Source organism: Acidovorax sp. FG42 (genome assembly GCF_057809195.1).
In genome coordinates this window covers 1-24,909 of the sequence record NZ_JBMDJM010000029.1, presented here as the reverse complement: position 1 = coordinate 24,909, position 24,909 = coordinate 1, and the positions used below count along the sequence as shown (strand labels likewise).

The following is a 24,909-nucleotide window of genomic DNA, read 5'->3' as shown; positions in this document are numbered from 1 at the left end:
CCCGTGCGTACGGCATGGGGGCTTTGTGAAAAAGCTGTGCAAATGCAAAAGGCCGCGGCCCTGTGAGGGGCCCCGGCCTTTTTGTTTGAGCGTAAGCCTTTTGGAGCGGAGATCAAGTGACCAGCTTCGCAGAGGCCATTACTGGCGAGTTGCTACGCCGTCGATAGGCAATACTGCGCCCCCGCTTATAGGAGTATGGCGGTGTACGTCTGGAGCGTTGTCACCGCGACAGAAACAAAAAAACCCGGCAATGCCGGGTTTTTTGTGCCGCAAAAGAGTGCTCGCGAAAGCTTACTTCTTCTGGCGGAACTTGCGCAGTGCGGCAATCTGGGCAGCCATGACGGCCAGCTCGGACTGGGCCTTGGCCAGATCGATGTCGCTCTTGGCGTTCTTGAGCGCTTCTTCGGCTGCAGACTTGGCCGCGTTGGCCTTCTCGTCGTCCAGATCCTTGCCACGAATGGCGGTGTCCGACAACACGGTCACGCAGTTGGGTTGCACTTCCAGAATGCCACCGGCCACGAAAACGAACTCTTCGCCACCGTCAGCCATTTCGATGCGCACCGAGCCCGGCTTGATGCGGGTGATCAGCGGGGTGTGGCGGGGGTAGATGCCCAACTCGCCAGCTTCGCCGGGCAGAGCGACAAAGCGCGCTTCACCGGAGAAGATGGACTCTTCGGCACTGACCACATCAACGTGGATGGTGTTCATCATTGCTCCTAGGAAAAGGTGGGTTGCTTGATTGCAGAAGGCCGGGTCGCCACGGGCTGCCCGGCCGACGGCTCATCAGGCCACCTTCTTGGCCTTTTCGAAGGCTTCGTCAATGGTGCCCACCATGTAGAACGCTTGCTCTGGCAGGTGATCGCATTCGCCGTTCACGATCATCTTGAAACCACGGATGGTTTCGGCCAGGGGAACGTACTTGCCTGGGGAGCCCGTGAACACTTCGGCCACGTGGAAAGGCTGCGACAGGAAACGCTGGATCTTGCGAGCGCGGGCCACAGCCAGCTTGTCTTCAGGCGCCAGTTCGTCCATGCCCAGAATGGCGATGATGTCGCGCAGTTCCTTGTAGCGCTGCAGCGTACCCTGCACGGCGCGGGCCGTGGTGTAGTGGTCTTCGCCCACCACGTTCGGGTCCAGCTGGCGGCTGGTGGAGTCCAGCGGATCCACGGCGGGGTAGATACCCAGCGAGGCGATGTCACGCGAAAGCACCACGGTGGAGTCCAAGTGGGCGAACGTCGTGGCTGGCGAGGGGTCGGTCAAGTCATCGGCTGGCACGTATACGGCCTGGATGGAGGTGATCGAACCGACCTTGGTGGACGTAATACGCTCTTGCAGGCGGCCCATTTCTTCGGCCAGGGTAGGCTGGTAGCCCACGGCGGAAGGCATACGGCCCAGCAGAGCGGACACTTCAGTACCGGCCAGCGTGTAGCGGTAGATGTTGTCCACGAAGAACAGCACGTCACGGCCTTCGTCACGGAAAGATTCCGCAATGGTCAGACCGGTCAGGGCCACGCGCAGACGGTTGCCTGGAGGCTCGTTCATCTGGCCGTACACCATGGCCACTTTGGACTCGCCCAGGTTCTCCAGATTCACCACGCCGGAATCGGCCATTTCGTGATAGAAGTCGTTCCCTTCGCGGGTACGCTCGCCCACACCAGCGAACACCGACAGACCCGAGTGGGCCTTGGCGATGTTGTTGATGAGTTCCATCATGTTCACGGTCTTGCCCACACCGGCGCCACCGAACAGACCCACCTTACCGCCCTTGGCGAACGGGCACACCAGGTCAATCACCTTGATGCCGGTTTCCAGCAGTTCTTGCGAGGGCGACAGTTCGTCGTACGCAGGTGCCTTGCGGTGGATCGAAGCTGTCAGCTCCTGGCCCACGGGACCACGTTCGTCGATGGGGTTGCCCAGCACGTCCATGATGCGGCCCAGCGTCGCCTTGCCCACGGGCACGGTGATGGGGTTGCCGGTGTTGGTCACCATGATGCCGCGGCGCAGGCCGTCGGAGGAACCCAGGGCGATGGTACGCACCACGCCGTCACCCAGCTGCTGCTGCACTTCCAGCGTCAGGGCAGAGCCTTCCAGCTTCAGGGCGTCGTAAACCTTGGGCATCTGGTCGCGTGGGAACTCAACGTCCACCACGGCGCCGATACATTGAACAATCTTGCCTTGCACTTGAGCCATTTTTCGCTCCAATAAAGTAGTTTGTTGAGCTGCTTACACAGCAGCGGCGCCAGCCACGATTTCCGAAAGTTCTTTCGTGATCGCTGCCTGGCGCGTCTTGTTGTAGACCAGCTTCAACTCGCCAATGACGCTGCCGGCGTTGTCGGTGGCAGCCTTCATGGCCACCATGCGCGCCGACTGCTCGGACGCCATGTTTTCCGCAACCGCCTGGTAAATCAGGGACTCGACATAACGGACCAGCAGCTCGTCGATGACGCTTTGCGCATCGGGCTCATAGATGTAGTCCCAGCCGTGTTCCGTCTTCTCAGCCTGCATCTGCTCGGAGGACAGGGGGAGCAGCTGCTCCACCACCGATTCCTGCTTCATGGTGTTGATGAACTTGGTGTAGCTCAGGTACACCGCGTTGATCTTGCCTTCTGCGTATGCATCGAGCAGCACCTTCACCGGGCCAATCAGCTTGTCCAGGTGGGGGGTGTCGCCCAGGCCCGTCACGTGCGAAACCACCTTGGCGCCCACACGGTTCAGGAAACCCAGGCCCTTGTTGCCAATCGCCACGGCTTCGGTCGAGACGCCAGCACCCTGCAGTTCACGCAGCTTGGTCGTCACGGCACGCAACACGTTGGTGTTCATGCCGCCGCACAGGCCCTTGTCCGTGGTGATGACGATCACACCGGCGGTTTTGGCATCGTTCACTTTCATGAACGGGTGCACGTACTCCGGGTTGGCCTTGCCGAGGTTGGCTGCAATGTTGCGGATCTTCTCGCTGTATGGGCGGGCAGCCCGCATCCGGTCCTGCGCCTTGCGCATTTTGGATGCGGCCACCATTTCCATGGCTTTGGTGATCTTCTTGGTGTTTTCCACCGATTTGATCTTGCCGCGTATTTCCTTGCCTGCTGCCATGATGGCTCCTCGTCCGGTTTAAGCGAACGACTTCTTGAACGCGGCGATCGCTGCGGTCAATTCGGCTTCTGCATCCTTGTCCATGGCCTTGGCCTGTTCCAGCTTGGCCAACAAAGCGGCGTGGCTGGTCTTCAGGAACTGGTGCAGGCCGTGTTCGAAGTCGAGCACCTTCTTGACATCGATGTCGTCCATGAAGCCCTTGTTCACAGCGAACAGCGTGGCAGCCATCAGCGAGATGGACAACGGGCTGTACTGTGCCTGCTTCAGCAGTTCGGTCACGCGGGCACCGCGGTCCAGCTGCTTGCGGGTGGCTTCGTCCAGGTCGGAAGCGAACTGCGCGAACGCAGCCAGTTCACGGTACTGGGCCAGGTCGGTACGGATACCGCCGGACAGGTTCTTCACCAGCTTGGTCTGGGCAGCACCACCCACGCGCGACACCGAGATACCGGCGTTGATGGCGGGACGGATACCGGCGTTGAACAGGCTGGTTTCCAAGAAGATCTGGCCGTCGGTGATCGAGATCACGTTGGTAGGCACGAAAGCGGACACGTCGCCAGCTTGCGTTTCAATGATCGGCAGTGCCGTCAGCGAACCGGTCTTGCCCTTGACTTCACCCTTGGTGAAGGCTTCGACGTAGTCGGCGTTCACGCGGGCTGCGCGCTCCAGCAGACGGCTGTGGAGATAGAACACGTCGCCAGGATAGGCTTCGCGGCCTGGTGGGCGGCGCAGCAGCAGCGACACTTGGCGGTAGGCCACAGCTTGCTTGGACAGGTCGTCGTACACGATCAAGGCGTCTTGGCCGCGGTCGCGGAAGTATTCGCCCATCGTGCAACCCGAGTAGGCCGACACGTACTGCATGGCAGCCGATTCGGAAGCCGATGCGGCCACCACAATCGTGTACTCCATGGCACCGGCTTGTTCCAGAGCGCGCACCACGTTCTTGATCGACGATGCCTTCTGACCGATGGCGACGTAGATACAGGTCACGCCTTGGCCCTTCTGGGCGATGATGGCGTCGATGGCCACGGCGGTCTTGCCGGTCTGGCGGTCACCGATGATCAGCTCGCGCTGGCCACGACCCACGGGCACCATCGAGTCGATGGACTTCAGGCCGGTCTGCAGGGGCTGGTCCACGGACTTACGGGCGATCACACCAGGAGCAACCTTTTCGATCACGTCGGTGAGCTTGGCGTTGATGGGGCCCTTGCCGTCGATGGGCTGGCCCAGGGCGTTCACCACGCGGCCGACCAGTTCGGGGCCCACGGGCACTTCCAGAATACGGCCCGTGCACTTGACGGTGTCGCCTTCGGAGATGTGCTCGTACTCGCCCAGAATCACGGCGCCGACGGAGTCGCGCTCGAGGTTCAGCGCCAAACCGTAGGAAGGCTGGCCGTCCTTGGTCGCGGGGAACTCGAGCATTTCGCCCTGCATCACGTCCGACAGGCCATGAACGCGCACGATACCGTCAGACACGGACACCACGGTACCCTGGTTGCGGATATCGCTGCTGGCGGCCAGACCTTCGATGCGGCTCTTGATGAGTTCAGAAATTTCTGCGGGATTGAGTTGCATGACTCTTTCCTTCTTTCTTTGGTTCGCTGTCCTCGTCGCGCGTTACGCAACGAGGGCCGCTTTCATTTGTTCAAGACGGGCCTTGACCGAAGTGTCCAGCACCTCGTCACCCACCACTACGCGAATACCACCGATCAGGGACTCATCCAGCTGTACAGCGAGATTGAGCTTACGGCCGAAGCGCTTTTCCAGCGCTGCGCTGACCTCGGACAGTGCAGCACTGTCCATCGGAAATGCGCTGTACACGACGGCATCCGAGGAGCCGTTGCGACGATTCACGAGGGCACGAAACTGCGCAGCCACTTCCGGGAGCGCATCAATGCGTCCGTTGTCGATGACTGTGCGCAGGAAATTTTTGGCCATATCCGGCAGGGCCGAGCGGGCGACCCCGGTGAATACGGCGAACACCTGGTCTGCCGTCACCTTGGGGTTGTCCGCCAACTGACGCAGCTGGGGGTTGGCGGCAATCGCCGCCAGTTCGTCCATCCAGGCAGCGGTGCTGCCCAGATCGACGCCCGCGCCCGCAGTGGCAGCCTTGAACAAGGCATCGGCGTAAGGGCGAGCAATGGTGGCGAGTTCAGCCATGTGTGTCCCCTTACAGCTCGGTCTTCAGGCGGTTGAGCAGGTCGGCATGGACGCCAGCATTGACTTCCTTGCGGAGAATCTGCTCGGCACCCTTGACGGCCAGCGCTGCCACCTGCTCACGCAGGGCTTCGCGGGCTTGGACCGTCTGCTGCTCGGCTTCGGCGCGGGCTGCAGCAACAATCTTGTTGCCTTCCTCTGTGGCGCGGGCCTTGGCTTCTTCGATGATGGCCTGGGCACGACGGTCGGCGTCCGCAAGACGCGAGGCCGTTTCGTTGCGCGCCTGTGACAGTTCCTTTTCAACGCGCTGGTTGGCAGCGGTCAGTTCGGATTTGGCACGGTCGGCAGCTGCGAGGCCATCGGCGATTTTCTGGGCTCGTTCATCCAACGCCTTCGCGATCGGAGGCCACACGAATTTCATCGTGAACCACACGAGGATCAGGAAGACGATGGCCTGAATGAACAGGGTCGCATTGATACTCACGGCAACACCTTTCTAAAGTGGCGTTGAACGGGATTTACTTGGGCAGGTTGGCCAAGAGCGTGGAAACGAAGGGGTTGGCGAAAGCGAACAGCAGGGCGATAGCCACACCGATCAGGAACGCAGCGTCGATCAGACCAGCCAAGATGAACATCTTGGTTTGCAGTTCGTTGATCAGTTCAGGCTGACGTGCCGACGATTCGAGGAACTTGCCACCCATCAGGGCGATGCCGATGGAAGCGCCGATAGCGCCCAGACCAACGATCAGACCACAAGCCAGAGCGACGAGACCGAGAATGTTTTCCATGATGACTCCTGAGTTAAAAAAGAAAAGTTAAGGAAAGAAAAAACGAAAGGGAAACTTAGTGCGCGTTGTGCGCCTGACCAAGGTAGATCAGCGCGAGCATCATGAAGATGAATGCTTGCAGCGAGATCACCAAAATGTGGAACAGCGTCCAGATGGTGCCAGCGATGACGTGGCCCACAGGCAGCAGCACACCCGACAGCGACAGGGCCGCAGCACCACCCATGAGGGCGATGAGCATGAACACCAGCTCGCCAGCGTACATGTTGCCAAACAACCGCATGCCGTGGGACACGGTGTTGGCGACATATTCAATGATCTGCATGAGCAGATTCACCACGCCCAGGATCAGGGCGAAGATAGGATTCTTGCTGGTGCCGAAAGGAGCCGACACCAGTTCGTGTGCCCAGCCGCCAGCACCCTTGATCTTGACGCTGTACCAGAAGCGCAGGATCAGGATGGCAAAGGCGAGGCCCAGCGTGGTAGACAGGTCAGCCGTAGGCACGACACGCAGATAGGCATGGTGAGGATCGTGGCCGGCGGCGCCATAGATTTGCGCCCATATGGCGGGCAGCAGATCCACAGGCAGCATGTCCATGAAGTTCATCAAGAAGATCCAGACGAACACCGTCAGACCCAGGGGAGCGATGAACTTGCGGCTTTCAGCGTTGTGAATGTTCGCCTTGGCCTGGTTGTCCACCATCTCGACCAGCATCTCGACCGCTGCCTGGAAGCGTCCAGGCACACCAGAGGTTGCCTTACGGGCAGCTGACCACAGAATCAAAAGGGTGAGAGCACCCAGAACCAAACCGACGATGATCGAGTCATAGTTGATGACAGTGAAATCAACAATCTTGGTCTGGTTGACGTTTTGAAGATGCTGCAGGTGGTGAACGATGTATTCACTTGCAGTCGGAGCGTGCGCTTCTGCGGCCATCGGACAACTCTTCTCTCTATCAATCGGTTTTTCGGACACCAGGCCGCACCCACAGTGCCACCCAGTACGTTTTCATTGCGACCACCATGCCAATCAGCAAGGCAATCCAGCTCAAGCCCGGCACCAGCCGAGGTGCCGCCGCCAGCAGCGCCACCGTCAACATGATCTTGGCGATTTCCCACCCAAAGAACCCCACCATGGCAGCCCGCGGATTGGTTGACGCCTTGTGGCGCAACACACCGCGGGCAAACAGTGCAGCCGGAGCCACCACTGCCAGGGCACCGTAGGCTGCAGACCAACCCACCACCGCCCTGCCCGTCAGAACCCAGGCCACCAGGGCCACCAGCATTCCGACCAGCGCCTGACCTGCCACCACCTTCCACACCGAGAGGGGCGGATGGCGACTGCGCCACTGCTGCGCCTCTTGGGCCGTCAGGGGCTTGAAGTCAGATTCTTCAGCCTCAGTTTCAGTCTCTGGCGGGATTGTTTTCATTGATGAATGACGCCCGCGTTACAGACCGCAACTTTTACAAAGCCTCTAATTATAAGTAAAAACCCATGGCACCAGACAAAAACCCGCAAACGCGTCGGCGGGTTGCGTGTGTGCCCGACCCGTTGTGGTGACGTGCCAACGGCACTGGCGCTCACAAAACGGCCTCGCCATGCACCGATCTGGCGCACGCCGAAAGGGCAGCGCGAAGAGCCGAACGCGCCTGTGGCTCACAATGACAGTGCGTCGCCAGCTATCGAAACCGCAGCACCCCACTCACCGCGAAATCACCATGACATCCTCCAATCCGCCGCCCGCCAACGGCCTCGATACCCAGGCCGCCGATCCACGCAAAGACTCGCTGATCGAATACCCCTCCAAGTTCCCGATCAAAGTCATGGGCGCCAAGGTGGACGGCTTCGTGCATGCCGTGACCGAAATGGCGCGCCAGTTCGACCCTACCTTCGACGCTGCCACCATTGAACTGCGCGACAGCCGCGCGGGCAATTACCTCGGAGTAACCATCACCATCACGGCGACCAGCCGCGAGCAACTGGACGACCTGTACCGCGCGCTGTCCTCGCACCCGCTGGTGAAAGTGGTGCTGTAACCGCCCCCCTGCAGATTGCGCCATGACGATTGACATCCGCCTGCTCGGCCGCGTGGACTACGCCAGCACCGTGCAGGCCATGCAGGACTACACAGCCACTCGGACGCCGACAGACGCTGACACGCTCTGGATTTGTGAGCATCCACCGCTTTACACCCAGGGCATTGCAGGCAAAAGCGACCATGTGCTAGACCCGGGCGAGATCCCCGTCATCGCCACCAACCGGGGCGGACAGGTGACCTTCCACGGCCCCGGTCAGGTGGTCGCCTACCCGCTGATCGATCTGCAACGCGCGGGCTATTTCGTCAAGGAATACGTCTACCGTGTCGAAGAGGCCGTGATCCGCACGCTGGCGCACTTCGGCATCACAGGTCACCGGGTTGCCGGTGCACCCGGCATTTACGTGCGTCTGGATGACCCGCACAGCCACGCCATGCTGCCCCAACGCCCCCAAAAACGCACGGGCGCCGAGGCACCCACGCCCGACTTCGAAGGCTTGGGCAAGATTGCCGCGCTGGGCATCAAGGTCAGCCGCCACTGCACTTACCACGGCGTAGCGCTGAACGTGAACATGGACCTGGAGCCTTACGACCGCATCAACCCTTGCGGTTACGCAGGATTGAAAACGGTGGACCTTTCTACAATCGGGGTCCACACCACCTGGGAAGAAGCCGCGCAGGTGCTGGGCCAGCAGCTCAGCATCCGGTTGGCGCCCTGAACTCTGCCTACAGCCATGAGCACCCCTGAAGTCGTCCGCGAAGCGCAATCCACTGAAGCCTACAACCCGCTGGCCAAGCAAAAGGCTGCGGCCAAGCTGTCGCGTATTCCGATCAAGGTGGAGCAAGGCGAAGTGCTCAAGAAGCCCGAGTGGATCCGCGTGAAGGCCGGCAGCCCCACCACCCGCTTCTACGAGATCAAGGACATCCTGCGCGAGCACAAGCTCCACACGGTGTGCGAAGAAGCCTCGTGCCCCAATATCGGCGAATGCTTTGGCAAGGGCACGGCCACCTTCATGATCATGGGCGACAAGTGCACGCGCCGCTGCCCGTTCTGCGACGTGGGCCATGGCCGCCCCGACCCGCTCGACAAGGACGAGCCGCTGAACCTGGCCAAGACCATCGCTGCGCTCAAGCTCAAGTACGTGGTGATCACCAGCGTGGACCGCGACGACCTGCGCGACGGCGGCAGCGGCCACTTTGTGGAATGCATCCAGAACATCCGCGAGCTGTCGCCCCAAACGCAGATCGAAATCCTGGTGCCCGACTTCCGTGGCCGCGATGACCGCGCGCTCGAAATCCTCAAGGCAGCCCCCCCGGATGTGATGAACCACAACCTGGAAACCGCGCCCCGCCTGTACAAGGAAGCGCGTCCCGGTTCGGACTACCAGTTCAGCCTGAACCTGCTGAAAAAGTTCAAGGCGCTGCACCCCAATGTGCCCACCAAGAGCGGCATCATGGTGGGTCTGGGCGAGACGGACGAAGAGATCCTGCAGGTGATGCGCGACATGCGCGAGCACAACATCGACATGCTGACCATCGGCCAGTATCTGGCGCCCAGCAACAGCCACTTGCCCGTGCGCCGCTACGTGCATCCCGACACCTTCAAGATGTTCGAGGAAGAGGCCTACAAGATGGGCTTCAGCCACGCGGCCGTGGGCGCCATGGTGCGCTCCAGCTACCACGCAGACCAGCAGGCGCACGCAGCTGGCGTGTAAGTAAGCCCGCAGGGACTGTCCGGTCCGCAGGTCTCGCCCATGGGCCCGAATGGTCTGCTCTCGTTGCGACACTACGGCGCCTCGCCGGGCAGCCACAGCCATGACCATTTCCAGATTCTGCTGGGACTCTCCGGAGCGCTGGACCTGGAGGTGGCGGGCCGTGGCGTGCGCGTGGAGCCCGGTGGCGGCTGCGTGATCGCCCCGGGCGACCGGCACGACTTTGAATCCACCCGCGGCAGCATCTGCCTGGTGCTCGACAGCGCCCACCCGGACTGGGCGCAGTGCGCCAGCCCACGCCGCGCGACCACGCCGCCCTCCGACGCGTTGCCCTTGGCCCATTACCTGGCCAGCGCTTTGCGGCAAGGCCGCCCGCTGGCGCAAACCCATGGCCCCGCCCTGCTGCTGGAAGCATGGCTCACCGCCACCCGCCCCGATGCAGCAGCACCCAGCCCCACGCGCGGGCGCACCATCGACTGGGCCGCGCTGCAGCAGTGGGCCGCGCAGCAGTGGCACCGGGAACTGACCGTGGCCGACCTGGCTGCGCAGGTGCACCTGAGCCCCAGCCAGTTTGCCGCCCGCTGTCGGGACGACCACGGCATGGGCGCCATGGCCTGGCTGCGCGGCTTGCGCCTGGCGCAGGCCCGGGTGCTGCGCAGCACGGGCATGGCGGTGGCTGAAGTGGCTCAGCGCACGGGATACCGCTCGCCTTCAGCCCTCACTGCAGCCTTGCGCCGGGCCGAGCACAACGCCTAAGGGCTCGCGACGGCAGGCAGAACCCTTCAAAAACCTCGGCGCGCGACGACACACCGGTGTTGCGCGACGATGCACCACAGCAGGCGCGCGTAAGCTCGGCGCCATGCAAGCCAACCTTTATGCCCTGGGCGCTATTGCGCTATGGGCTTCTCTCGCCTCGCTGGGGGTGTCCCTCACCCACATTCCGCCCTTCCTGCTCACGGGCATCGCGCTCATCATCGGCAGCGTGCCCGCATGGCCCTTTGTGCTGCGCGATCCGTCGCAGTGGCGCATTCCGCTGCGCACGCTGGCCTTGGGCGTGTATGGCCTGTTTGCGTACCACTTTCTGCTGTTCATCGCGCTGCGCCACGCGCCGCCAGTGGAGGCCAACCTCGTCAACTACCTGTGGCCGCTGTTCATCGTGGTGCTCTCGCCGGTGGTGCTGCCGGGCGTGGCACTGCGCCTGCCGCATGTGCTGGCGGCGCTGCTGGGGTTTGGGGGCGCGGCCATCGCCATTGCAGGCGGACGCGAGTTGAGCGGTACGCTGGCCTGGGGCTATCTGCCCGCGCTGGCCGCCGCCTTCATCTGGGCCACCTATTCGCTCATGACCAAGCGCGTGGCGGCATTCCCCACCACGGCCATTGGCCTGTTCGGACTGGTGTCTGGCGTGCTGTCGCTGCTGTGCCATGGGGTGCTGGAGCCCGCCGTGGCGCTGCAGCCGCGCGACTGGGGGCTGCTGGCGGTGCTGGGCCTGGGGCCGCTGGGGGCTTCGTTCTTTATGTGGGACAAGGCGCTCAAGCTGGGGGACGCACGGCACATCGGCATCCTGAGCTACATCACGCCGCTGGCCTCCACGGCGCTGCTGATTTTGGTGAGCGGCCGCACCTTCACCTGGAGCATTGCACTGGCCACCGCCATGATCATCAGCGCAGCGGTGATGGGAATGCGGGCGCGCTGACGGGTGAAGGATCAACGCCCCCCGGGATAGCAAAAAATAGGATAACAAGCCGATAGTGCTAGTGAAATATGCCTTAGCAGCTATCAATTTTGAAGTGACTACTGCGTCCCAGGGCGTCAGCCTTTGAGCAGCACGGCGGGCTCGTCGCCGTCCAGTACCTGCTGGGCCCAGGGGGCGAGCTTGCGCGTGTCGGCGCGCAGCACCTCCTGTTTGACAGCCAGGATCTGCGCCGGGTGCATGGAAAAGCTGCGCAGGCCCAGTCCCAGCAGCAGGCGCGTCATGGTCACGTCGCCCGCCGTTTCGCCGCACACACACACGCTTTTGCCCTGGCGCTCGCCCTCGGCGATCACGTCGCCCACTAGGCGCAGCACGGCGGGGTGCAACGGGTCGTAGAGGTGCGCCACGGCCTCGTCGGCACGGTCGATGGCCAGGGTGTACTGGATCAGATCGTTGGTGCCGATGGACAAGAAGTCGAAGTATTTGAGGAAGGTGCGCACCATGAGCGCCGCGGCGGGCACCTCGATCATCGCGCCCAGCTGCACCGGGCCGTAGGGCTCGCCACGCGCGTCAAGCTCACCCCGGGCCAGATCGACCTGAGCGAGCGTCTGCTGAATCTCGTGCGTGTGCGCGAGCATGGGGAACAGCAGGTTGACCTTGCCATGCGCCGCTGCGCGCAGCACGGCGCGCAGCTGGGTGCGGAACATGGCCGGGTCGGCCAGGCTCCAGCGGATGGCGCGCAGACCCAGGGCCGGGTTCAGGTAGTTGTCCTTGTGGCTCTTGTGGTCCAGCGGCTTGTCCGCGCCCACATCGATGGTGCGGATGGTGACGGGCAGGCCCTGCATGCCGTCAATGGCCTCGCAGTAGGCGCGGTACTGCTCGTCCTCGCCGGGCAGGTTGCCCGTTTTGCCCATGAACAGGAATTCGCTGCGGAACAGGCCCACGCCCACGGCCCCGGCGCGCACGGCAGCGGCGGCGTCGCCAGGCTGCTCAATGTTGGCCAGCAACTCGATCTTGTGGCCGTTGAGGGTGATGGCAGGGGTATGGCGCAGCCGTGCCAGCCGCTCGCGCTCCAGCTCGACCTGGCGCTGGCGAAAGCCATATTCGGCCAGGATGATGGGCGATGGGTCAACGATCATCACGCCCGCGTCGCCGTCGATGATGACCCAGTCGTCCTGCCGCACCAGCTGGCTGGCCGCGCGCGCACCCACCACGGCGGGGATGTCCATGCTGCGCGCGACGATGGCCGTGTGGCTGGTCTTGCCGCCCACATCGGTCACAAACCCAGCGAACACGCTTTGCTTGAACTGCAGCATGTCGGCGGGCGAAAGGTCGTGCGCCACCAGCACCAGGGGCACGTCCACCGTGTCGTCCAGCAGCAGGTCTTGCTGCAGACCCAGTTGCTTGTGCCGGCGCGGGCTGCTGGCCGGAGGCGCCACGGGGCTGGCTACGCCCTTCATGTGGCGCAGGATGCGCTCGACCACCTGCTCCAGGTCCGCCTTGCGCTCGCGCAGGTACTCGTCCTCCATCTCGTCGAACTGGCGCGCAATCACCTCAAGCTGGGTGGTGAGCGCCCACTCGGCGTTGTACAGGCGCTCGGTAATCCAGTGTTTCACGCCGCCCGTGAGTGCTTCGTCCTGCAGCAGCATCAGGTGCACATCCAGCAACGCGGTCAGCTCGTGCGGCGCGTCGGCGGGCATGTCGGTCTGCAGACGCTGCAGCTCCTCGACCACGGCGTTGCGGCCCTGGCGCACCCGCTCGATCTCGCCTTCGACCTGGGAGGGCTCGACAAAGTAGTGCGCCACATCCACCCGGCTGGACGCCACCAGCACGGCCCGGCCAATGGCAATGCCGCGTGCAACTGCGAGGCCGTGGACGGAGAAGGTCATGGTGGTGTGATCAAAGGTTCGACGGGGTCACGACACGGGCGAGGTAGGCAGGCTTATTCACCCTCGCCAAATTTGTCGGCGATGAGTACCAGCAGGGCGTCCATGGCCTCCTGTTCGCGGTCGCCGTTGGTTTCCAGCTCCACTTCAGAGCCCAGCCCGGCGGCCAGCATCATCACGCCCATGATGCTCTTGGCGTTGATGCGGCGCTCCCCCTTGCTCATGAAAACGTCACACGGGAAGCTGCCGGCCAGCTTGGTGAGCTTGGCCGATGCGCGGGCGTGCAGGCCCAATTTATTGCTGATGGTCGTACGGGTCTTGATCATGTCGGTTACGGCGGTTCTGGTTCTGCGGCGCGGAAATGGCCACCTGCATCACCCCTTGGGTACCTCCCACCACGGCACGGCTCACCACGGAATCGAGCGGCTCGGCCCGGTAGCTCACGGCGCGCAGCAGCATGGGCAAATTGACGCCCGTCACCAGGCGCGAGCGCACGCCATCGACCAGGCGCTGCGCCACATTGCAGGGCGTGGCGCCGAACACATCGGTCAGCACCAGGGTGGTGTCGGTGCCCAGCTGGTCCAGCATGATGCGCGCCTGGGCCAGCGATTCTTCGGGGGGCTGGTTGGGCTGCACGTCGAGCGCAGCCACGCTGCTGCCGCAGTCGGCAAACACGTGCAGCGCACATTCGCGCAGCGCATGGGCCAGTGGGGCGTGGGCAATGATGAGGATGCTGGTGGGGCTCATGGTCACGACTTACGCCACGCGGGTATCAACGAAGGGCAGGTCATGAAGAGGCCGCCGGTGGTTGCATCGATGGTTGCGCAAGTGTTCATGGTGTGGGGGTTATCAGCACATTATGGCGCCGCCCCCGAAGCAGGAACCATGCGTAGGCGCTGACGTTGCATGCCAGGTACACCGCCATGGCCGCCTGGAACGCCGGCACGGTGGCCAGCCCCGCGGCTGCAAAGGCGTCCACCGCCAGCCCGATGCCCCACTGCACCACAAACACGCCCACAAAAATCACGAGGTTGTAGGCCGACAGCGCCCGCCCTGCCAGCGCCTGCGGAAACGCCATGGCCACGGCGGGCTGCGACAGCGACACGAAGGTGCACGACACGCAGAACAACGCCCAGGCGCCACCCCCGGCCTGGGGCCCCGCCAGGATGATGCCCAGCAGCACCACCGAGCACAGCGGAAGGCCCATGGCCATCAGCCGGTCGGCACCAAACCCCTTGCGCAGCAGCCAGGGGTTGACCATGCCCCAGGTCCAGAAGGTGCATAACATGGACACGTTGATCCAGAACAGGCCCGTCGCCGACTCCAGGGCGGTGTAGCCCGCCACGCGCTGCATCCACGGCCCGGCCCACAACGTCTGCATGGCCACCATGCCGCCGTAGCAGAAGAACCCCAGCGGCGCGAGGCGCTGGAAATAAGGGTGCCGCCACACCACGCCATAGCCCTGGGGCAAGGCCTCTGCGGCGCCGGAATCGGCCTTCGCCTGCCCCGCCAAACCCCAGCCTGGCACCCACAGGGCAATCACCACCATCGACAACGCGATCAATACCGCCAGCCCCCAGAACAGCGGGCGCCAGCCCACCAGCGGCAACGCCCATTGCACCGGCAGCGTGGATGCCACCATGCCCAGCGAGCCCGTCATCAACATCCACGAGTTCGCCCGCATCTGCGCCACCGGCTCCAGCCACCGGCGGTAGCCAGTGAGCGGCGCCATCAGGCAGGCGCTGACGCCCGCGCCGCACAACACCCGACCGGCGAGCAGACCCGAAAACCCCGTGGCCGCCGAAAACACCAGGCTGCCCACCACGGCCACGCCCAGGAAGCCCAGTGCGACCCTCTTGGGGCCGTGGCGGTCCAGCCAGGTCCCCAACGGCAGCTGCGTGGCCGAGAAGCCCAGAAAGTACCCGCCCGCCAGCAGCCCCAGGTCCCGCGCCTGCAGCGAGAACTCCTGAGCCAGCGTGGGCGCCAGAGTGGCCGTGACAGCACGCACCAGCGCCGACAGAAAGTAGGCAAAGGCAAACGCCAGAAAGACGATGACGGCCACCCGCCGTGGCAACACGCCGCCGCTCATGGCAGCACCAGGCCAGCGAAGAACTGGTCGGCCACCTCCGGCCGGGGCTTCGCGGTGTAGACGACGGCGTGGTACAGCCGCACCTGCGGCCCTGCCGCGCGTGCAAACCACACGGCCTGCGCGACCACCGCGCTGCCATCGGGACGCTGCCCCTGTGCCACGGTACGCACCGACTGTGGCAGGGGCAAGGTGCCGCGCGGCGCGTAGGGTACGTCTTTGGCGCCCGCTTCGGCCCCTGCCCCCAGGCGCGCCAGCATGGCAGCCCGCCAGTGGGTGAGCGCTGCGCCCACCTGGGCAGGGTCTGCCAACGCGGCATGGGACACAGCAAAGGTGGCGCCATCGGCGTCACAGCCCACCATGGACAGCTCCACCGGTGCACCGGCCAGCTCCACCGTGCGGGTGGCCTGGTCGGGCTTGCACGGCAGGGTGATGGTCAGGTCCGCTTCGGGCAGCGGCACTGTGCGCCAATTCAGTGCGGGGCTGCAACCCGCAATCAGCAGGGCGGCGGCCCCGGTCAATGTCCATTTCATCGGGGCATTATCGGCAGAGTCCCCGATGTCGGCCCTGCCCTGCGTTCTGCAGCGAACTTTTGCGGGAAAGTCGAGTCCAGCCTTGGTGTGGCGGGCGCCGCTCGCGCCGCGAGCGGGCCACTCCGGCACAATGTGGGGTGGGGCACCGGCCCCGTGTTTCTTTTGGGATGGGTGGTGAAGTCATGGCGATCAAGCATTGGGCAGCAGGTGTGGCGGTGGCAGCGTTTGCCGCTGTGGGCGCCTATGTGTACCTGGACACAGGCCGCGCCGAAGCGCCTGCATCGACCTTCGTGCTGCTGGACGGCTCCAGCAAATCCACCGCCGACCTGAAAGGCAAGGTCACCCTGGTCAACTTCTGGGCCACGAGCTGCACCACCTGCGTGGCCGAGATGCCCGAGATCATTGCGACTTACAACAAGTACAACAGCAAGGGTTTTGACACCCTGGCCGTGGCCATGAGCTACGACCCGCCCAGCTACGTGGTGAACTTTGCCGAGACACGCAAGCTGCCCTTCCAGGTGGCTATCGACAACACCGGCAAAGTGGCCAAGGCCTGGGGCGATGTGCAACTGACGCCTTCCACCTTCATCGTGAACAAGCGGGGCGAGATCGTGAAGACCTATGTGGGCGCCCCCAATTTCCCGGAGCTGCACCAGCTGATCGAGAAGCTGCTGGCAGAAACCTGAGCTGCGCGGCGGACACACCGCCCTCACACGAACCACAGCCCGTTCAGGGCATAAAAAAGGCCAATTTCGAGAGAAATTGGCCTTTTGCGCTAGTGGATCATGCCCTGCATGCTACGTAAAACATAGCAAGGCATCTCCTCACCGTCTGTTTTACTTCGCGCGGAAGCTGTCGTGGCAGGCCTTGCAAGTGCCTGCAGTGGCCCCAAAGGCGGTCTTGAGGTTGTCCAGGTTGCCCGTCTTGGCGGCGGCGGCAAGTTTCACGGTCTCGGCTTCCAGCTTCTCGGAATGTTCCTTGAACTTGGCCTGCTCGGTCCAGATTTCTGGCAGCGCCTTGGTGGGCGCGCCCTTGTCGGTGCCGGGGCCAAAGCCGGCCCATGGCAGCTTGGCCATCTGCGCCACGATGTCGGCATTCTCCTGCGCCACCTTGGCATCGAACGGCGCGCGGCCGTTGGCCATGGCGCCCAGACGTCCGAAATGCTGGCCCATCACGAACAGCGCGCTCTGGCGGTATTTGATGGCGTCTTCGGCTTTGGCAAATTGGGCGGAGGCGGGGGCGGACAGGGTCAGGGCCACAGCCGCCAGGGTCAACGCAGCAAATGCTTTCATCGGAACTTCCTTTTTCGTGGGTGGAACAGAATGGTGCCTTCCAAGCCTGCGCAGTATGCCGGTTTGGGCGCTGTTGTGCTGTGGCGGGGTGGTTACAGCCCGGGCCGCCCTGTCGCACAATGCCGCTGGCATCTCCGCCCCCATCACTCTGGCGCAAAGCCCTGACCACCATGCCGCAGCACACCGTACGCATCTGGGACCTTCCAACCCGCATTTTTCACTGGGCGCTGGCCGCCTGCATCGTGGGACTGGTCATCACGGCCAATGTGGGGGGAAACGCCATGGTCTGGCATTTCCGCCTGGGCTACACGGTGCTGGCGCTGCTGGTGTTCCGGCTGGTCTGGGGCTTGGTGGGGGGGCGCTGGTCGCGTTTTTCGGCATTTCTGTACTCGCCCGCGCGGCTGTTGCAGTACCTGCGTGGCGCGCCCCACCCGGAGGACGGCATTGGACACAGCCCGCTGGGCGCGCTGGCCGTGTTCGTGCTGCTGGCCGTGCTGGTAGCCCAGGTGGGCACCGGCCTGCTGAGCGACGATGAGATCGCCTTCGCCGGGCCCCTGACCCAATATGTCTCCAACGCCGTCGTGGGGTTGGCCACGAACTACCACAAGGACATCGGTCAGTTCCTGGTGCTGTCGCTGGTGGGCCTGCATGTGCTGGCCATCATCTTCTATGTGCGCGTGCGCAAGCAGCAGCTCATCCGCCCCATGCTGGACGGCGACAAGACGCTGCCCGAGGCGGCAGCACCGTCGCGGGATGACGCCCTCAGTCGCATCGCAGCCTTGGTGGTGTTGGTCCTGAGCGCTGGCGTGGCGTGGTGGGTGTCGTCGCTGGCGGCGCCGGCGTTCTGAACGAAGTCGCTACACTGGCGGCTCTTTCGTTTGCATGCCTTGCGCTTTGGACAAGCCCTCCATCTCCCTGAGAACCCCCTCCTCGCCCGCCGAGTGGGATGCGGTCCGAGACATCTTTCGCGAGTACGCCAGCACACTCGGTGTTGACTTGTGCTTTCAGGACTTTGAGTCCGAACTGGCACAACTGCCGGGCGACTACGCCGAACCCCGTGGCGCCCTGCTGATCGCCGAAGTGGAAGGCGCCTTGGCAGGCTGTTGTGCCCTGCGCCCGCTGGACAACGCCGATTACCCCAACGCCAGCGAGATGAAGCGGCTGTATGTGCGCAAGGCGTTCCGTGGCTTTGGCCTGGGCCGCGAGCTGGCCGAAGCCATGCTGGACCGGGCGCGGCAGGCCGGTTACGCCTGCGTGTTGCTCGACACCCTGGACGATATGGAGTCAGCCCGCGCGCTGTACACCGATCTGGGCTTTGAAGAAATCCCGCCCTACTATCACAACCCCATACCCGGGGCGCATTACCTCAAGGTCGATATTTTTTGACCATTTGAGGCGCTAGCGCAGGATTTACATACGCTAGCAGCTATCGATTCAATAGCAATCAGTGGCGCGTCACGCCGCCTTGGCCTGGGCCAGCAGGGTGTCAGCGTCGCTCACTTCAAACTTGCCTGGCGCTTCGACGTTGAGCGTCACCACCTTGCCATCGCGCACCAGCATCGAATAGCGGTTGCTGCGCAGGCCCATGCCCTTGGAGGTCAGGTCCAGAGTCAGGCCCGTGGCTTGTGCGAAGGCGGCGCTGCCGTCGCCCAGCATGCGCACCTTGCCATCGGTCTTCTGGTCGCGGGCCCAGGCACCCATCACGAACGCGTCGTTCACGCTCACACACCAGATCTCGTCTACACCGGCCGCCTTGAACTCGGCAGCCTTCTCCACATAGCCGGGCACATGCTTGGCCGAGCAGGTGGGCGTGAAGGCACCAGGCAGGGCAAACAGCGCAATCGTCTTGCCGGCCGTGGCCTTGTCGACCGCTACGGGGTTCGGACCGATGCTGCAGCCTTCACCCTCGACTTCGGAATATTCCATCAGCGTGGCCGCGGGCAGGGTGTCACCGACTTTGATCATTGTTTTCTCCTTGGGATGTTGGGATGGGGGTGTTGAAACCCGAGAACGCCATGCCTTGCAAAACTCCTCCTGGACACGGCCTGTGCACCGTTCGCATCAAAAGAAGGCCCACAAAGCAAAACGACCCACATTGTGGGTCGTTTTGAAGGGCTTTGCCGCCCAGGGGTTTGCGCCCCTGGAGCAGGCTTGGAAAGCTGATTACAGCAGACCGGCCTTTTGCACCAAGCGGGTAGCCACCCAGTTCTTGGTCTTGGAGAGCGGACGGCTCTCGGTGATTTCGATCACGTCGCCCAGCTTGTACTCGCCCTTTTCGTCGTGGGCGTGGTACTTGCTCGACTTCGCAACGATCTTGCCGTAGAGCTCGTGCTTCACACGACGCTCGACCAGCACGGTCACAGTCTTTTGACGCTTGTCGCTGACCACCTTGCCAATCAAGGTGCGCTTGAGGGATTTTTTAGGTTCCGTCATATGGGCTCCTTACTTGGCGGCTTGCTTTTCAGCAAGGATGGTCTTGGCACGTGCGATATCACGGCGGGTGGTGCGCAGCGTGTTGGTGTTACCCAGTTGCTGCGTAGCCTTTTGCATGCGCAGGCCGAAGTGGGCTTTTTGCAGCGCCTTGATTTCGGCTTCGATGCCAGCAACGTCTTTTTGGCGCAGTTCAGTAGCTTTGGTCATTTTCATGGTCTCCTGAATTACGCGCCGAGGTGACGGCTGACGAACGTGGTGCGCAGCGGCAGCTTGGCGGCAGCCAGGCGGAACGCTTCGCGGGCCAGTTCTTCGGGCACACCAACGATTTCGAACACGATCTTGCCGGGCTGGATTTCAGCCACGTAGTACTCGGGGTTGCCCTTACCGTTACCCATACGCACTTCTGCGGGCTTGGTAGAGATTGGCTTGTCCGGGAACACGCGGATCCAGATACGGCCGCCACGCTTGACGTGACGGGAAATCGCACGGCGTGCAGCTTCGATCTGGCGGGCCGTCAGACGGCCACGATCGGTGCACTTCAGACCGAAATCACCGAAGGCAACGGAGGCACCCCGCGTTGCGACGCCAGTGTTACGGCCCTTTTGCTCCTTGCGGTATTTACGGCGAGCAGGTTGCAGCATCTTTATTCTCCTTTACCGTCCGCTGCTGTAGCGGGCGCGGCGACCTTGCGTACGCGCTTAACGGCATTGTTATCAGCGCCACCAGCTTCCGCTGGCTTGTCGCTGCCGTCGGCCGGAGCGGTGTTGCCACCGACAGGACGACGTGGGCCACGGCCGGCGCCTGGACGGTCGCCACCTGGGCGGCCATCACGGCGTGGACCGCGTGGGCGGCGCTCTTCGTCTGGACGAGGCGTTTCCACGGCTGGCAGGTCGTTACGACCCAGCGTGTCACCCTTGTAGACCCAGACCTTGACGCCGATCACACCGTAGGTGGTCTTGGCTTCAGAGGTGCCGTAGTCGATGTCCGCACGCAGCGTGTGAAGTGGCACGCGGCCTTCACGGTACCACTCGCAGCGAGCGATTTCGATACCGTTCAGACGACCGGACGACATGATCTTGATGCCCTGGGCACCCAGACGCATGGCGTTCTGCATGGCGCGCTTCATGGCGCGGCGGAACATGATGCGCTTTTCGAGCTGTTGCGTGATGCTGTCGGCGATCAGCTTGGCATCGATTTCAGGCTTGCGCACTTCTTCGATGTTCACTGCGACGGGCACGCCCAGACGCGACGCGAGTTCCTTCTTCAGGTTCTCGATGTCTTCGCCCTTCTTGCCGATCACCACACCAGGACGTGCCGAGTAAATGGTGATGCGGGCGTTCTTGGCAGGACGCTCGATCAGGATGCGCGACACAGCCGCGTTCTTGAGCTTGGCCTTCAGGTACTCACGCACCTTGATGTCTTCGGCCAGCATGCCCGCGAAGTCGCGGTTGCTGGCGTACCAACGGCTGGACCAGTTGCGGCTGACCGCAAGGCGGAAGCCGGTAGGATGGATTTTCTGTCCCATAGTCTTCCCGAGCCTTTAGTTGCCAACCGTCACGTACACATGGCACGTGGGCTTGCTGATGCGGTTGCCGCGGCCTTTGGCGCGCGCGGTGAAGCGCTTGAGCGTGGTGCCTTGTTCGACGTAGATGGTCTTGACCTTCAGTTCGTCGATGTCAGCGCCATCGTTGTGTTCGGCGTTGGCGATGGCCGACTCCAGAACCTTCTTGACGATTCCCGCAGCTTTTTTCTGCGTGAAGTTCAGGATGTTCAGAGCCTGGTCCACTTTCTTGCCGCGGATCAGATCGGCGACCAGACGGCCCTTGTCGACCGACAGACGGACGCCCCGGAGGACTGCACGTGTTTCAGACATGGTCGTTCCTTACTTCTTCGCTTTTTTGTCAGCGGGGTGACCCTTGAAGGTGCGCGTCAGGGCGAATTCGCCCAGCTTGTGGCCCACCATCTGGTCGGTGACATAGACCGGCACGTGTTGCTTGCCGTTGTGCACGGCGATGGTCAGACCGATGAACTCGGGCAGAACCATGGAGCGACGCGACCAGGTCTTGACTGGTTTCTTGTCCTTGGTGGCAACGGCCTTTTCGACCTTGGCCAGCAAGTGATGGTCAACAAATGGACCCTTTTTGAGAGAGCGAGTCATCTGTTACCCCTTACTTCTTGCGACGCGACACGATCATGATCTGTGTGCGCTTGTTGTTACGGGTGCGATAACCCTTGGTCAGATTGCCCCAAGGATCGACTGCATGGCGGCCTTCGCCGGTGCGGCCTTCGCCACCACCGTGAGGGTGATCCACCGGGTTCATGGCCACGCCGCGAACCGTAGGACGAATACCCATCCAGCGCTTCACACCGGCCTTGCCCAGTTGGCGCAGGCTGTGTTCTTCGTTGGCCACTTCACCAATGGTGGCGCGGCATTCGATGTGGATCTTGCGCACTTCGCCGGAACGCATACGCACCTGGGCGTACACGCCTTCACGGGCGAGCAGCGTTGCCGAAGCACCCGCCGAGCGGGCGATTTGAGCACCGGCACCGGGCTTGAGCTCGATGCAGTGGATGGTCGAACCCACGGGGATGTTGCGGATAGGCAGCGTGTTGCCAGCGCGGATCGGGGCTTCCGAACCCGACAGCAGGGTTGCGCCCACTTCCAGGTTGCGGGGAGCGATGATGTAGCGACGCTCGCCGTCGGCATAGCACACCAGAGCGATGTGGGCCGTACGGTTGGGGTCGTACTCGATGCGCTCAACCTTGGCCGGAATGCCGTCCTTGTTGCGCTTGAAGTCCACCACACGGTAGTGGTGCTTGTGGCCACCGCCCTTGTGACGGGTGGTGATGTGACCGTTGTTGTTACGGCCGGCCTTCTGGAATTGTGGCTCCAGCAGGGGGGCGTAAGCTTCACCCTTGTACAGGTGGTCACGCGTGACCTTCACCACGGCACGTTGGCCGGGCGAGGTAGGTTTCATCTTAACGACAGCCATGATTACGCGGCCTCCCCGGAGAGGTTCAGCTCTTGACCTGGCTGCAGCGTGACGTATGCCTTGCGAACATTGTCGCGGCGGCCGACAGTCTTGCCGAAACGCTTGGTCTTGCCTTTGGTGTTCACCACAGAAACGCCCTTGACTTCCACCTTGAACATCAATTCCACAGCGGCCTTGATTTCGGGCTTGGTAGCGTTCTGCAGCACCTTGAACGTCACTGCATTGGACTTCTCGGCAACCATGGTGGCCTTTTCGGACACGATGGGAGCGACCAGAACTTGCATCAGACGACCTTCGTCAAACTTGAGTGTGCTCATGCGAACATCTCCTTGAGTTTGTCGATTGCACCCTTGGTGACGAGCACTTTCTTGAAACGCACCAGCGACACGGGATCGGCGTAACGGGGCTCAACGACGAGCACGTTCACCAGATTGCGCGAGGCCAGGTACAGGTTTTCGTCCACTTCGTCGGCAATCACCATCACCGATTGCAGGTTCATCGCCTTGAACTTGTCGGCCAGGACCTTGGTCTTGGGGGAGTCAAGCTTCAGCGAGTCGACCACAGCCAGACGACCTTCGCGGGCCAGCTGCGACAAGATGGCAGACATACCGGCGCGGTACATCTTCTTGTTGATCTTCTGCGTGAAATTTTCGTCAGGCATGTTCGGGAAAATCCGACCGCCCCCGCGCCACAGTGGAGAGGAAGTCATACCTGCACGTGCGTTACCCGTACCCTTTTGCTTGAAAGGCTTCTTGGTCGAGTGACGGACTTGCTCGCGGTCCTTCTGGGCGCGAGTGCCTTGGCGTGCGTTGGCCTGGTAGGCCACCACGATCTGGTGCACCAGATCTTCGTTGTATTCACGACCGAACACGGTTTCGGGAACATCCAGCTTGGATGCGCCTTGGCCTTGGTCATTCAGGAGTTCGAGCTGCATTAGTTCGCTCCTTTGGAGGCTTTGGCCTTGATGGCGGGACGCACGGTCACGAACCCACCCTTGGAGCCCGGAATCGCGCCCTTGATCAAGAGCAGTTGACGCGCTTCGTCGATGCGGATGACATCGAGGTTTTGCGTGGTCTTGGTGACATCGCCGAGGTGGCCCGTCATGCGCTTGCCGGGGAACACGCGACCGGGGTCTTGTGCCATACCGATCGAGCCAGGCACATTGTGCGAACGGCTGTTACCGTGCGACGCGCGCTGCGAGCTCATGTTGTGACGCTTGATGGTACCGGCGTAGCCCTTACCGATGGAGGTGCCTTGCACGTCGACTTTTTGGCCCACGGCAAACACATCAGCCACCGGCACTGCAGCACCTGCGGCGTACTTGCCGGCGGTTTCTGCGGTCACGCGGAATTCCTGGATGATTTCACCGGCTTCCACACCTGCCTTAGCAAGGTGGCCGGCTTCTGGCTTGGTCACGCGCGATGCTTTGCGCGAACCGAACGTGACCTGCAGGGCCACGTAGCCATCGTTCTCTTGGGTTTTGACCTGGGTAACGCGGTTGTTGGACACATCCACCACCGTGACAGGCACTGCGTCCCCATCATCGGTGAACAGACGCATCATGCCCACTTTGCGACCCAGCAACCCGAGGGAGTTGCTCAGACTCATTTGTTTCTCCAAAACTTCCACCGCCGCAACTTCAATTGGCCACGGCGTTGCACTCGCGTGCATGAAAGAGGGTTATTAAAACTCCACCCACCGACGCACGAAAACGCACGCAAATTAGGCGAAGCCCTAAAGTATAACGCGAACCGCTTTTTCAAGCAAGTTCGCGTTATGTCAGTCACCACAAGGCGGAGGAGTCCGCCTTGCAGCAGCTACGGCTACATCACTGCAGCTTGATTTCGACGTCCACGCCAGCGGGCAGGTCGAGCTTCATCAGGGCGTCCACGGTCTTGTCCGTAGGGTCCACGATGTCCATCAGACGCTGGTGCGTGCGGATTTCGAGCTGGTCGCGGCTGGTCTTGTTGACGTGGGGCGAACGCAGGATGTCGAAACGCTTCATGCGCGTCGGCAGGGGCACGGGACCCTTGACGATGGCGCCGGTGCGCTTGGCGGTGTCAACGATCTCGGCAGCGGACTGGTCGATCAGCTTGTAATCAAACGCCTTCAGGCGGATGCGGATTTTTTGCTTGGACATGGCAAGTTCCTTTTCTGCTTATGAATTAAGCAATGATCTTGGCCACGACGCCAGCGCCCACGGTGCGGCCGCCTTCGCG

The 24,909-nt window shown here is 62.5% G+C and carries 35 protein-coding genes; 8 read left to right on the top strand and 27 right to left on the bottom strand.

The genetic code is table 11. The features are described 5' to 3' along the window. Nucleotides 1-291 precede the first annotated feature (291 nt). From ACODSM_RS22195 to ACODSM_RS22155, 9 genes are all read right to left on the bottom strand, one after another. Complete coding sequence (locus tag ACODSM_RS22195; protein ID WP_015012216.1) at nt 292-708, bottom strand: F0F1 ATP synthase subunit epsilon; 417 nt, start codon at nt 706-708, stop codon at nt 292-294. A gap of 75 nt (nt 709-783) precedes the next feature. After that, nucleotides 784-2,190 carry a F0F1 ATP synthase subunit beta gene (atpD, locus tag ACODSM_RS22190; protein WP_015012215.1) on the bottom strand — a complete coding sequence of 469 codons (1,407 nt, stop codon included), beginning with the start codon at nt 2,188-2,190 and terminating at the stop codon, nt 784-786. Nucleotides 2,191-2,223: 33 nt separating this feature from the next. Beyond that, nucleotides 2,224-3,090: a F0F1 ATP synthase subunit gamma gene (gene atpG / locus ACODSM_RS22185; protein ID WP_056058853.1), complete on the bottom strand. Its 867-nt coding sequence runs from the start codon at nt 3,088-3,090 to the stop codon at nt 2,224-2,226. An 18-nt stretch (nt 3,091-3,108) separates the two neighbouring features. Then, nucleotides 3,109-4,662: a F0F1 ATP synthase subunit alpha gene (atpA, locus tag ACODSM_RS22180; RefSeq protein WP_060987364.1), complete on the bottom strand. Its 1,554-nt coding sequence runs from the start codon at nt 4,660-4,662 to the stop codon at nt 3,109-3,111. Between the two features lie 42 nt (nt 4,663-4,704). Beyond that, the gene (locus ACODSM_RS22175; RefSeq protein WP_015012212.1) at nt 4,705-5,247 is read right to left on the bottom strand and encodes a F0F1 ATP synthase subunit delta; all 543 of its coding nucleotides are present in this window, start codon (nt 5,245-5,247) and stop codon (nt 4,705-4,707) included. 10 nt (nt 5,248-5,257) lie between these two features. After that, on the bottom strand, nt 5,258-5,728 hold the full coding sequence (locus ACODSM_RS22170; RefSeq protein WP_015012211.1) for a F0F1 ATP synthase subunit B: 471 nt from the start codon (nt 5,726-5,728) through the stop codon (nt 5,258-5,260). A 34-nt stretch (nt 5,729-5,762) separates the two neighbouring features. Then, nucleotides 5,763-6,032, bottom strand: coding sequence for a F0F1 ATP synthase subunit C (atpE, locus tag ACODSM_RS22165; protein WP_015012210.1), 270 nt, complete (start codon nt 6,030-6,032; stop codon nt 5,763-5,765). A gap of 55 nt (nt 6,033-6,087) precedes the next feature. Then, nucleotides 6,088-6,966, bottom strand: coding sequence for a F0F1 ATP synthase subunit A (gene atpB / locus ACODSM_RS22160; RefSeq protein WP_010467223.1), 879 nt, complete (start codon nt 6,964-6,966; stop codon nt 6,088-6,090). Between the two features lie 19 nt (nt 6,967-6,985). Next, complete coding sequence (locus ACODSM_RS22155; RefSeq protein ID WP_488806921.1) at nt 6,986-7,459, bottom strand: ATP synthase subunit I; 474 nt, start codon at nt 7,457-7,459, stop codon at nt 6,986-6,988. Between the two features lie 289 nt (nt 7,460-7,748). On the opposite strand from ACODSM_RS22155, the gene ACODSM_RS22150 reads away from it, so the two are divergent. From ACODSM_RS22150 to ACODSM_RS22130, 5 genes are all read left to right on the top strand, one after another. Continuing rightward, on the top strand, nt 7,749-8,066 hold the full coding sequence (locus ACODSM_RS22150; RefSeq protein WP_488806920.1) for a YbeD family protein: 318 nt from the start codon (nt 7,749-7,751) through the stop codon (nt 8,064-8,066). A gap of 22 nt (nt 8,067-8,088) precedes the next feature. Continuing rightward, entirely contained in the window at nt 8,089-8,784 is a 696-nt protein-coding gene (gene lipB, locus ACODSM_RS22145; protein WP_488806919.1) for a lipoyl(octanoyl) transferase LipB, read from the top strand. A gap of 15 nt (nt 8,785-8,799) precedes the next feature. Further along, nucleotides 8,800-9,780 (top strand): lipoyl synthase, encoded by a 981-nt coding sequence (gene lipA, locus ACODSM_RS22140; RefSeq protein WP_015012205.1) that lies wholly within the window; start codon nt 8,800-8,802, stop codon nt 9,778-9,780. Between the two features lie 39 nt (nt 9,781-9,819). Beyond that, entirely contained in the window at nt 9,820-10,533 is a 714-nt protein-coding gene (locus ACODSM_RS22135) for an AraC family transcriptional regulator (protein ID WP_488806918.1), read from the top strand. A gap of 103 nt (nt 10,534-10,636) precedes the next feature. Beyond that, a complete protein-coding gene (locus tag ACODSM_RS22130; protein WP_488806917.1) occupies nt 10,637-11,470 on the top strand; it encodes a DMT family transporter in 834 nt (277 codons plus the stop codon). Between the two features lie 116 nt (nt 11,471-11,586). Here the strand turns inward: ACODSM_RS22130 and ptsP are convergent, their stop codons facing one another. From ptsP to ACODSM_RS22105, 5 genes are all read right to left on the bottom strand, one after another. Beyond that, the gene (gene ptsP / locus ACODSM_RS22125) at nt 11,587-13,356 is read right to left on the bottom strand and encodes a phosphoenolpyruvate--protein phosphotransferase (protein WP_488806916.1); all 1,770 of its coding nucleotides are present in this window, start codon (nt 13,354-13,356) and stop codon (nt 11,587-11,589) included. 53 nt (nt 13,357-13,409) lie between these two features. Continuing rightward, the gene (locus ACODSM_RS22120) at nt 13,410-13,679 is read right to left on the bottom strand and encodes an HPr family phosphocarrier protein (protein WP_488806915.1); all 270 of its coding nucleotides are present in this window, start codon (nt 13,677-13,679) and stop codon (nt 13,410-13,412) included. Then, on the bottom strand, nt 13,648-14,100 hold the full coding sequence (locus tag ACODSM_RS22115) for a PTS sugar transporter subunit IIA (protein WP_015012200.1): 453 nt from the start codon (nt 14,098-14,100) through the stop codon (nt 13,648-13,650). The genes ACODSM_RS22120 and ACODSM_RS22115 overlap by 32 nt, the downstream gene beginning before the upstream one ends. Nucleotides 14,101-14,185: 85 nt before the next feature. After that, complete coding sequence (locus ACODSM_RS22110) at nt 14,186-15,442, bottom strand: MFS transporter (protein WP_488806914.1); 1,257 nt, start codon at nt 15,440-15,442, stop codon at nt 14,186-14,188. Continuing rightward, nucleotides 15,439-15,972 (bottom strand): hypothetical protein, encoded by a 534-nt coding sequence (locus tag ACODSM_RS22105; protein ID WP_395457694.1) that lies wholly within the window; start codon nt 15,970-15,972, stop codon nt 15,439-15,441. Before ACODSM_RS22105 ends, ACODSM_RS22110 begins: the two co-directional genes overlap by 4 nt. 182 nt (nt 15,973-16,154) lie before the next feature. Between ACODSM_RS22105 and ACODSM_RS22100 the strand changes: the two genes are divergently transcribed. Next, nucleotides 16,155-16,658 carry a TlpA disulfide reductase family protein gene (locus ACODSM_RS22100; protein WP_110961992.1) on the top strand — a complete coding sequence of 168 codons (504 nt, stop codon included), beginning with the start codon at nt 16,155-16,157 and terminating at the stop codon, nt 16,656-16,658. 150 nt (nt 16,659-16,808) lie between these two features. On the opposite strand, the gene ACODSM_RS22095 is transcribed toward ACODSM_RS22100, so the two are convergent. Then, a complete protein-coding gene (locus ACODSM_RS22095; RefSeq protein ID WP_488806913.1) occupies nt 16,809-17,264 on the bottom strand; it encodes a c-type cytochrome in 456 nt (151 codons plus the stop codon). Between the two features lie 170 nt (nt 17,265-17,434). Between ACODSM_RS22095 and ACODSM_RS22090 the strand changes: the two genes are divergently transcribed. Further along, entirely contained in the window at nt 17,435-18,112 is a 678-nt protein-coding gene (locus ACODSM_RS22090) for a cytochrome b/b6 domain-containing protein (protein WP_488806912.1), read from the top strand. A gap of 34 nt (nt 18,113-18,146) precedes the next feature. Continuing rightward, nucleotides 18,147-18,650, top strand: a complete 504-nt coding sequence (locus ACODSM_RS22085) for a GNAT family N-acetyltransferase (RefSeq protein WP_015012194.1) — start codon at nt 18,147-18,149, stop codon at nt 18,648-18,650. A 69-nt stretch (nt 18,651-18,719) separates the two neighbouring features. Here the strand turns inward: ACODSM_RS22085 and ACODSM_RS22080 are convergent, their stop codons facing one another. The 12 genes from ACODSM_RS22080 to rpsJ form a co-directional block, all read right to left on the bottom strand. After that, nucleotides 18,720-19,229: a peroxiredoxin gene (locus ACODSM_RS22080; protein WP_015012193.1), complete on the bottom strand. Its 510-nt coding sequence runs from the start codon at nt 19,227-19,229 to the stop codon at nt 18,720-18,722. Nucleotides 19,230-19,427: 198 nt separating this feature from the next. Beyond that, entirely contained in the window at nt 19,428-19,697 is a 270-nt protein-coding gene (gene rpsQ / locus ACODSM_RS22075) for a 30S ribosomal protein S17 (protein WP_015012192.1), read from the bottom strand. Nucleotides 19,698-19,706: 9 nt separating this feature from the next. Then, nucleotides 19,707-19,904: a 50S ribosomal protein L29 gene (gene rpmC / locus ACODSM_RS22070; protein WP_015012191.1), complete on the bottom strand. Its 198-nt coding sequence runs from the start codon at nt 19,902-19,904 to the stop codon at nt 19,707-19,709. A 17-nt stretch (nt 19,905-19,921) separates the two neighbouring features. Then, nucleotides 19,922-20,338, bottom strand: coding sequence for a 50S ribosomal protein L16 (gene rplP, locus ACODSM_RS22065; protein WP_015012190.1), 417 nt, complete (start codon nt 20,336-20,338; stop codon nt 19,922-19,924). Between the two features lie 2 nt (nt 20,339-20,340). Next, the gene (rpsC, locus tag ACODSM_RS22060) at nt 20,341-21,222 is read right to left on the bottom strand and encodes a 30S ribosomal protein S3 (RefSeq protein ID WP_015012189.1); all 882 of its coding nucleotides are present in this window, start codon (nt 21,220-21,222) and stop codon (nt 20,341-20,343) included. A gap of 15 nt (nt 21,223-21,237) precedes the next feature. Then, nucleotides 21,238-21,570 carry a 50S ribosomal protein L22 gene (rplV, locus tag ACODSM_RS22055; protein WP_007847806.1) on the bottom strand — a complete coding sequence of 111 codons (333 nt, stop codon included), beginning with the start codon at nt 21,568-21,570 and terminating at the stop codon, nt 21,238-21,240. A 9-nt stretch (nt 21,571-21,579) separates the two neighbouring features. Next, complete coding sequence (rpsS, locus tag ACODSM_RS22050; protein ID WP_010467177.1) at nt 21,580-21,855, bottom strand: 30S ribosomal protein S19; 276 nt, start codon at nt 21,853-21,855, stop codon at nt 21,580-21,582. Nucleotides 21,856-21,865: 10 nt separating this feature from the next. Then, entirely contained in the window at nt 21,866-22,690 is an 825-nt protein-coding gene (gene rplB, locus ACODSM_RS22045) for a 50S ribosomal protein L2 (protein ID WP_008906426.1), read from the bottom strand. 2 nt (nt 22,691-22,692) lie between these two features. After that, entirely contained in the window at nt 22,693-23,007 is a 315-nt protein-coding gene (rplW, locus tag ACODSM_RS22040) for a 50S ribosomal protein L23 (RefSeq protein ID WP_007847815.1), read from the bottom strand. Then, nucleotides 23,004-23,624 (bottom strand): 50S ribosomal protein L4, encoded by a 621-nt coding sequence (rplD, locus tag ACODSM_RS22035; RefSeq protein WP_008906425.1) that lies wholly within the window; start codon nt 23,622-23,624, stop codon nt 23,004-23,006. The genes rplW and rplD overlap by 4 nt, the downstream gene beginning before the upstream one ends. Then, nucleotides 23,624-24,298, bottom strand: a complete 675-nt coding sequence (gene rplC, locus ACODSM_RS22030) for a 50S ribosomal protein L3 (RefSeq protein WP_015012188.1) — start codon at nt 24,296-24,298, stop codon at nt 23,624-23,626. The genes rplD and rplC overlap by 1 nt, the downstream gene beginning before the upstream one ends. A 220-nt stretch (nt 24,299-24,518) precedes the next feature. Continuing rightward, a complete protein-coding gene (gene rpsJ, locus ACODSM_RS22025; protein WP_005796953.1) occupies nt 24,519-24,830 on the bottom strand; it encodes a 30S ribosomal protein S10 in 312 nt (103 codons plus the stop codon). Between the last annotated feature and the right edge of the window lie 79 nt (nt 24,831-24,909).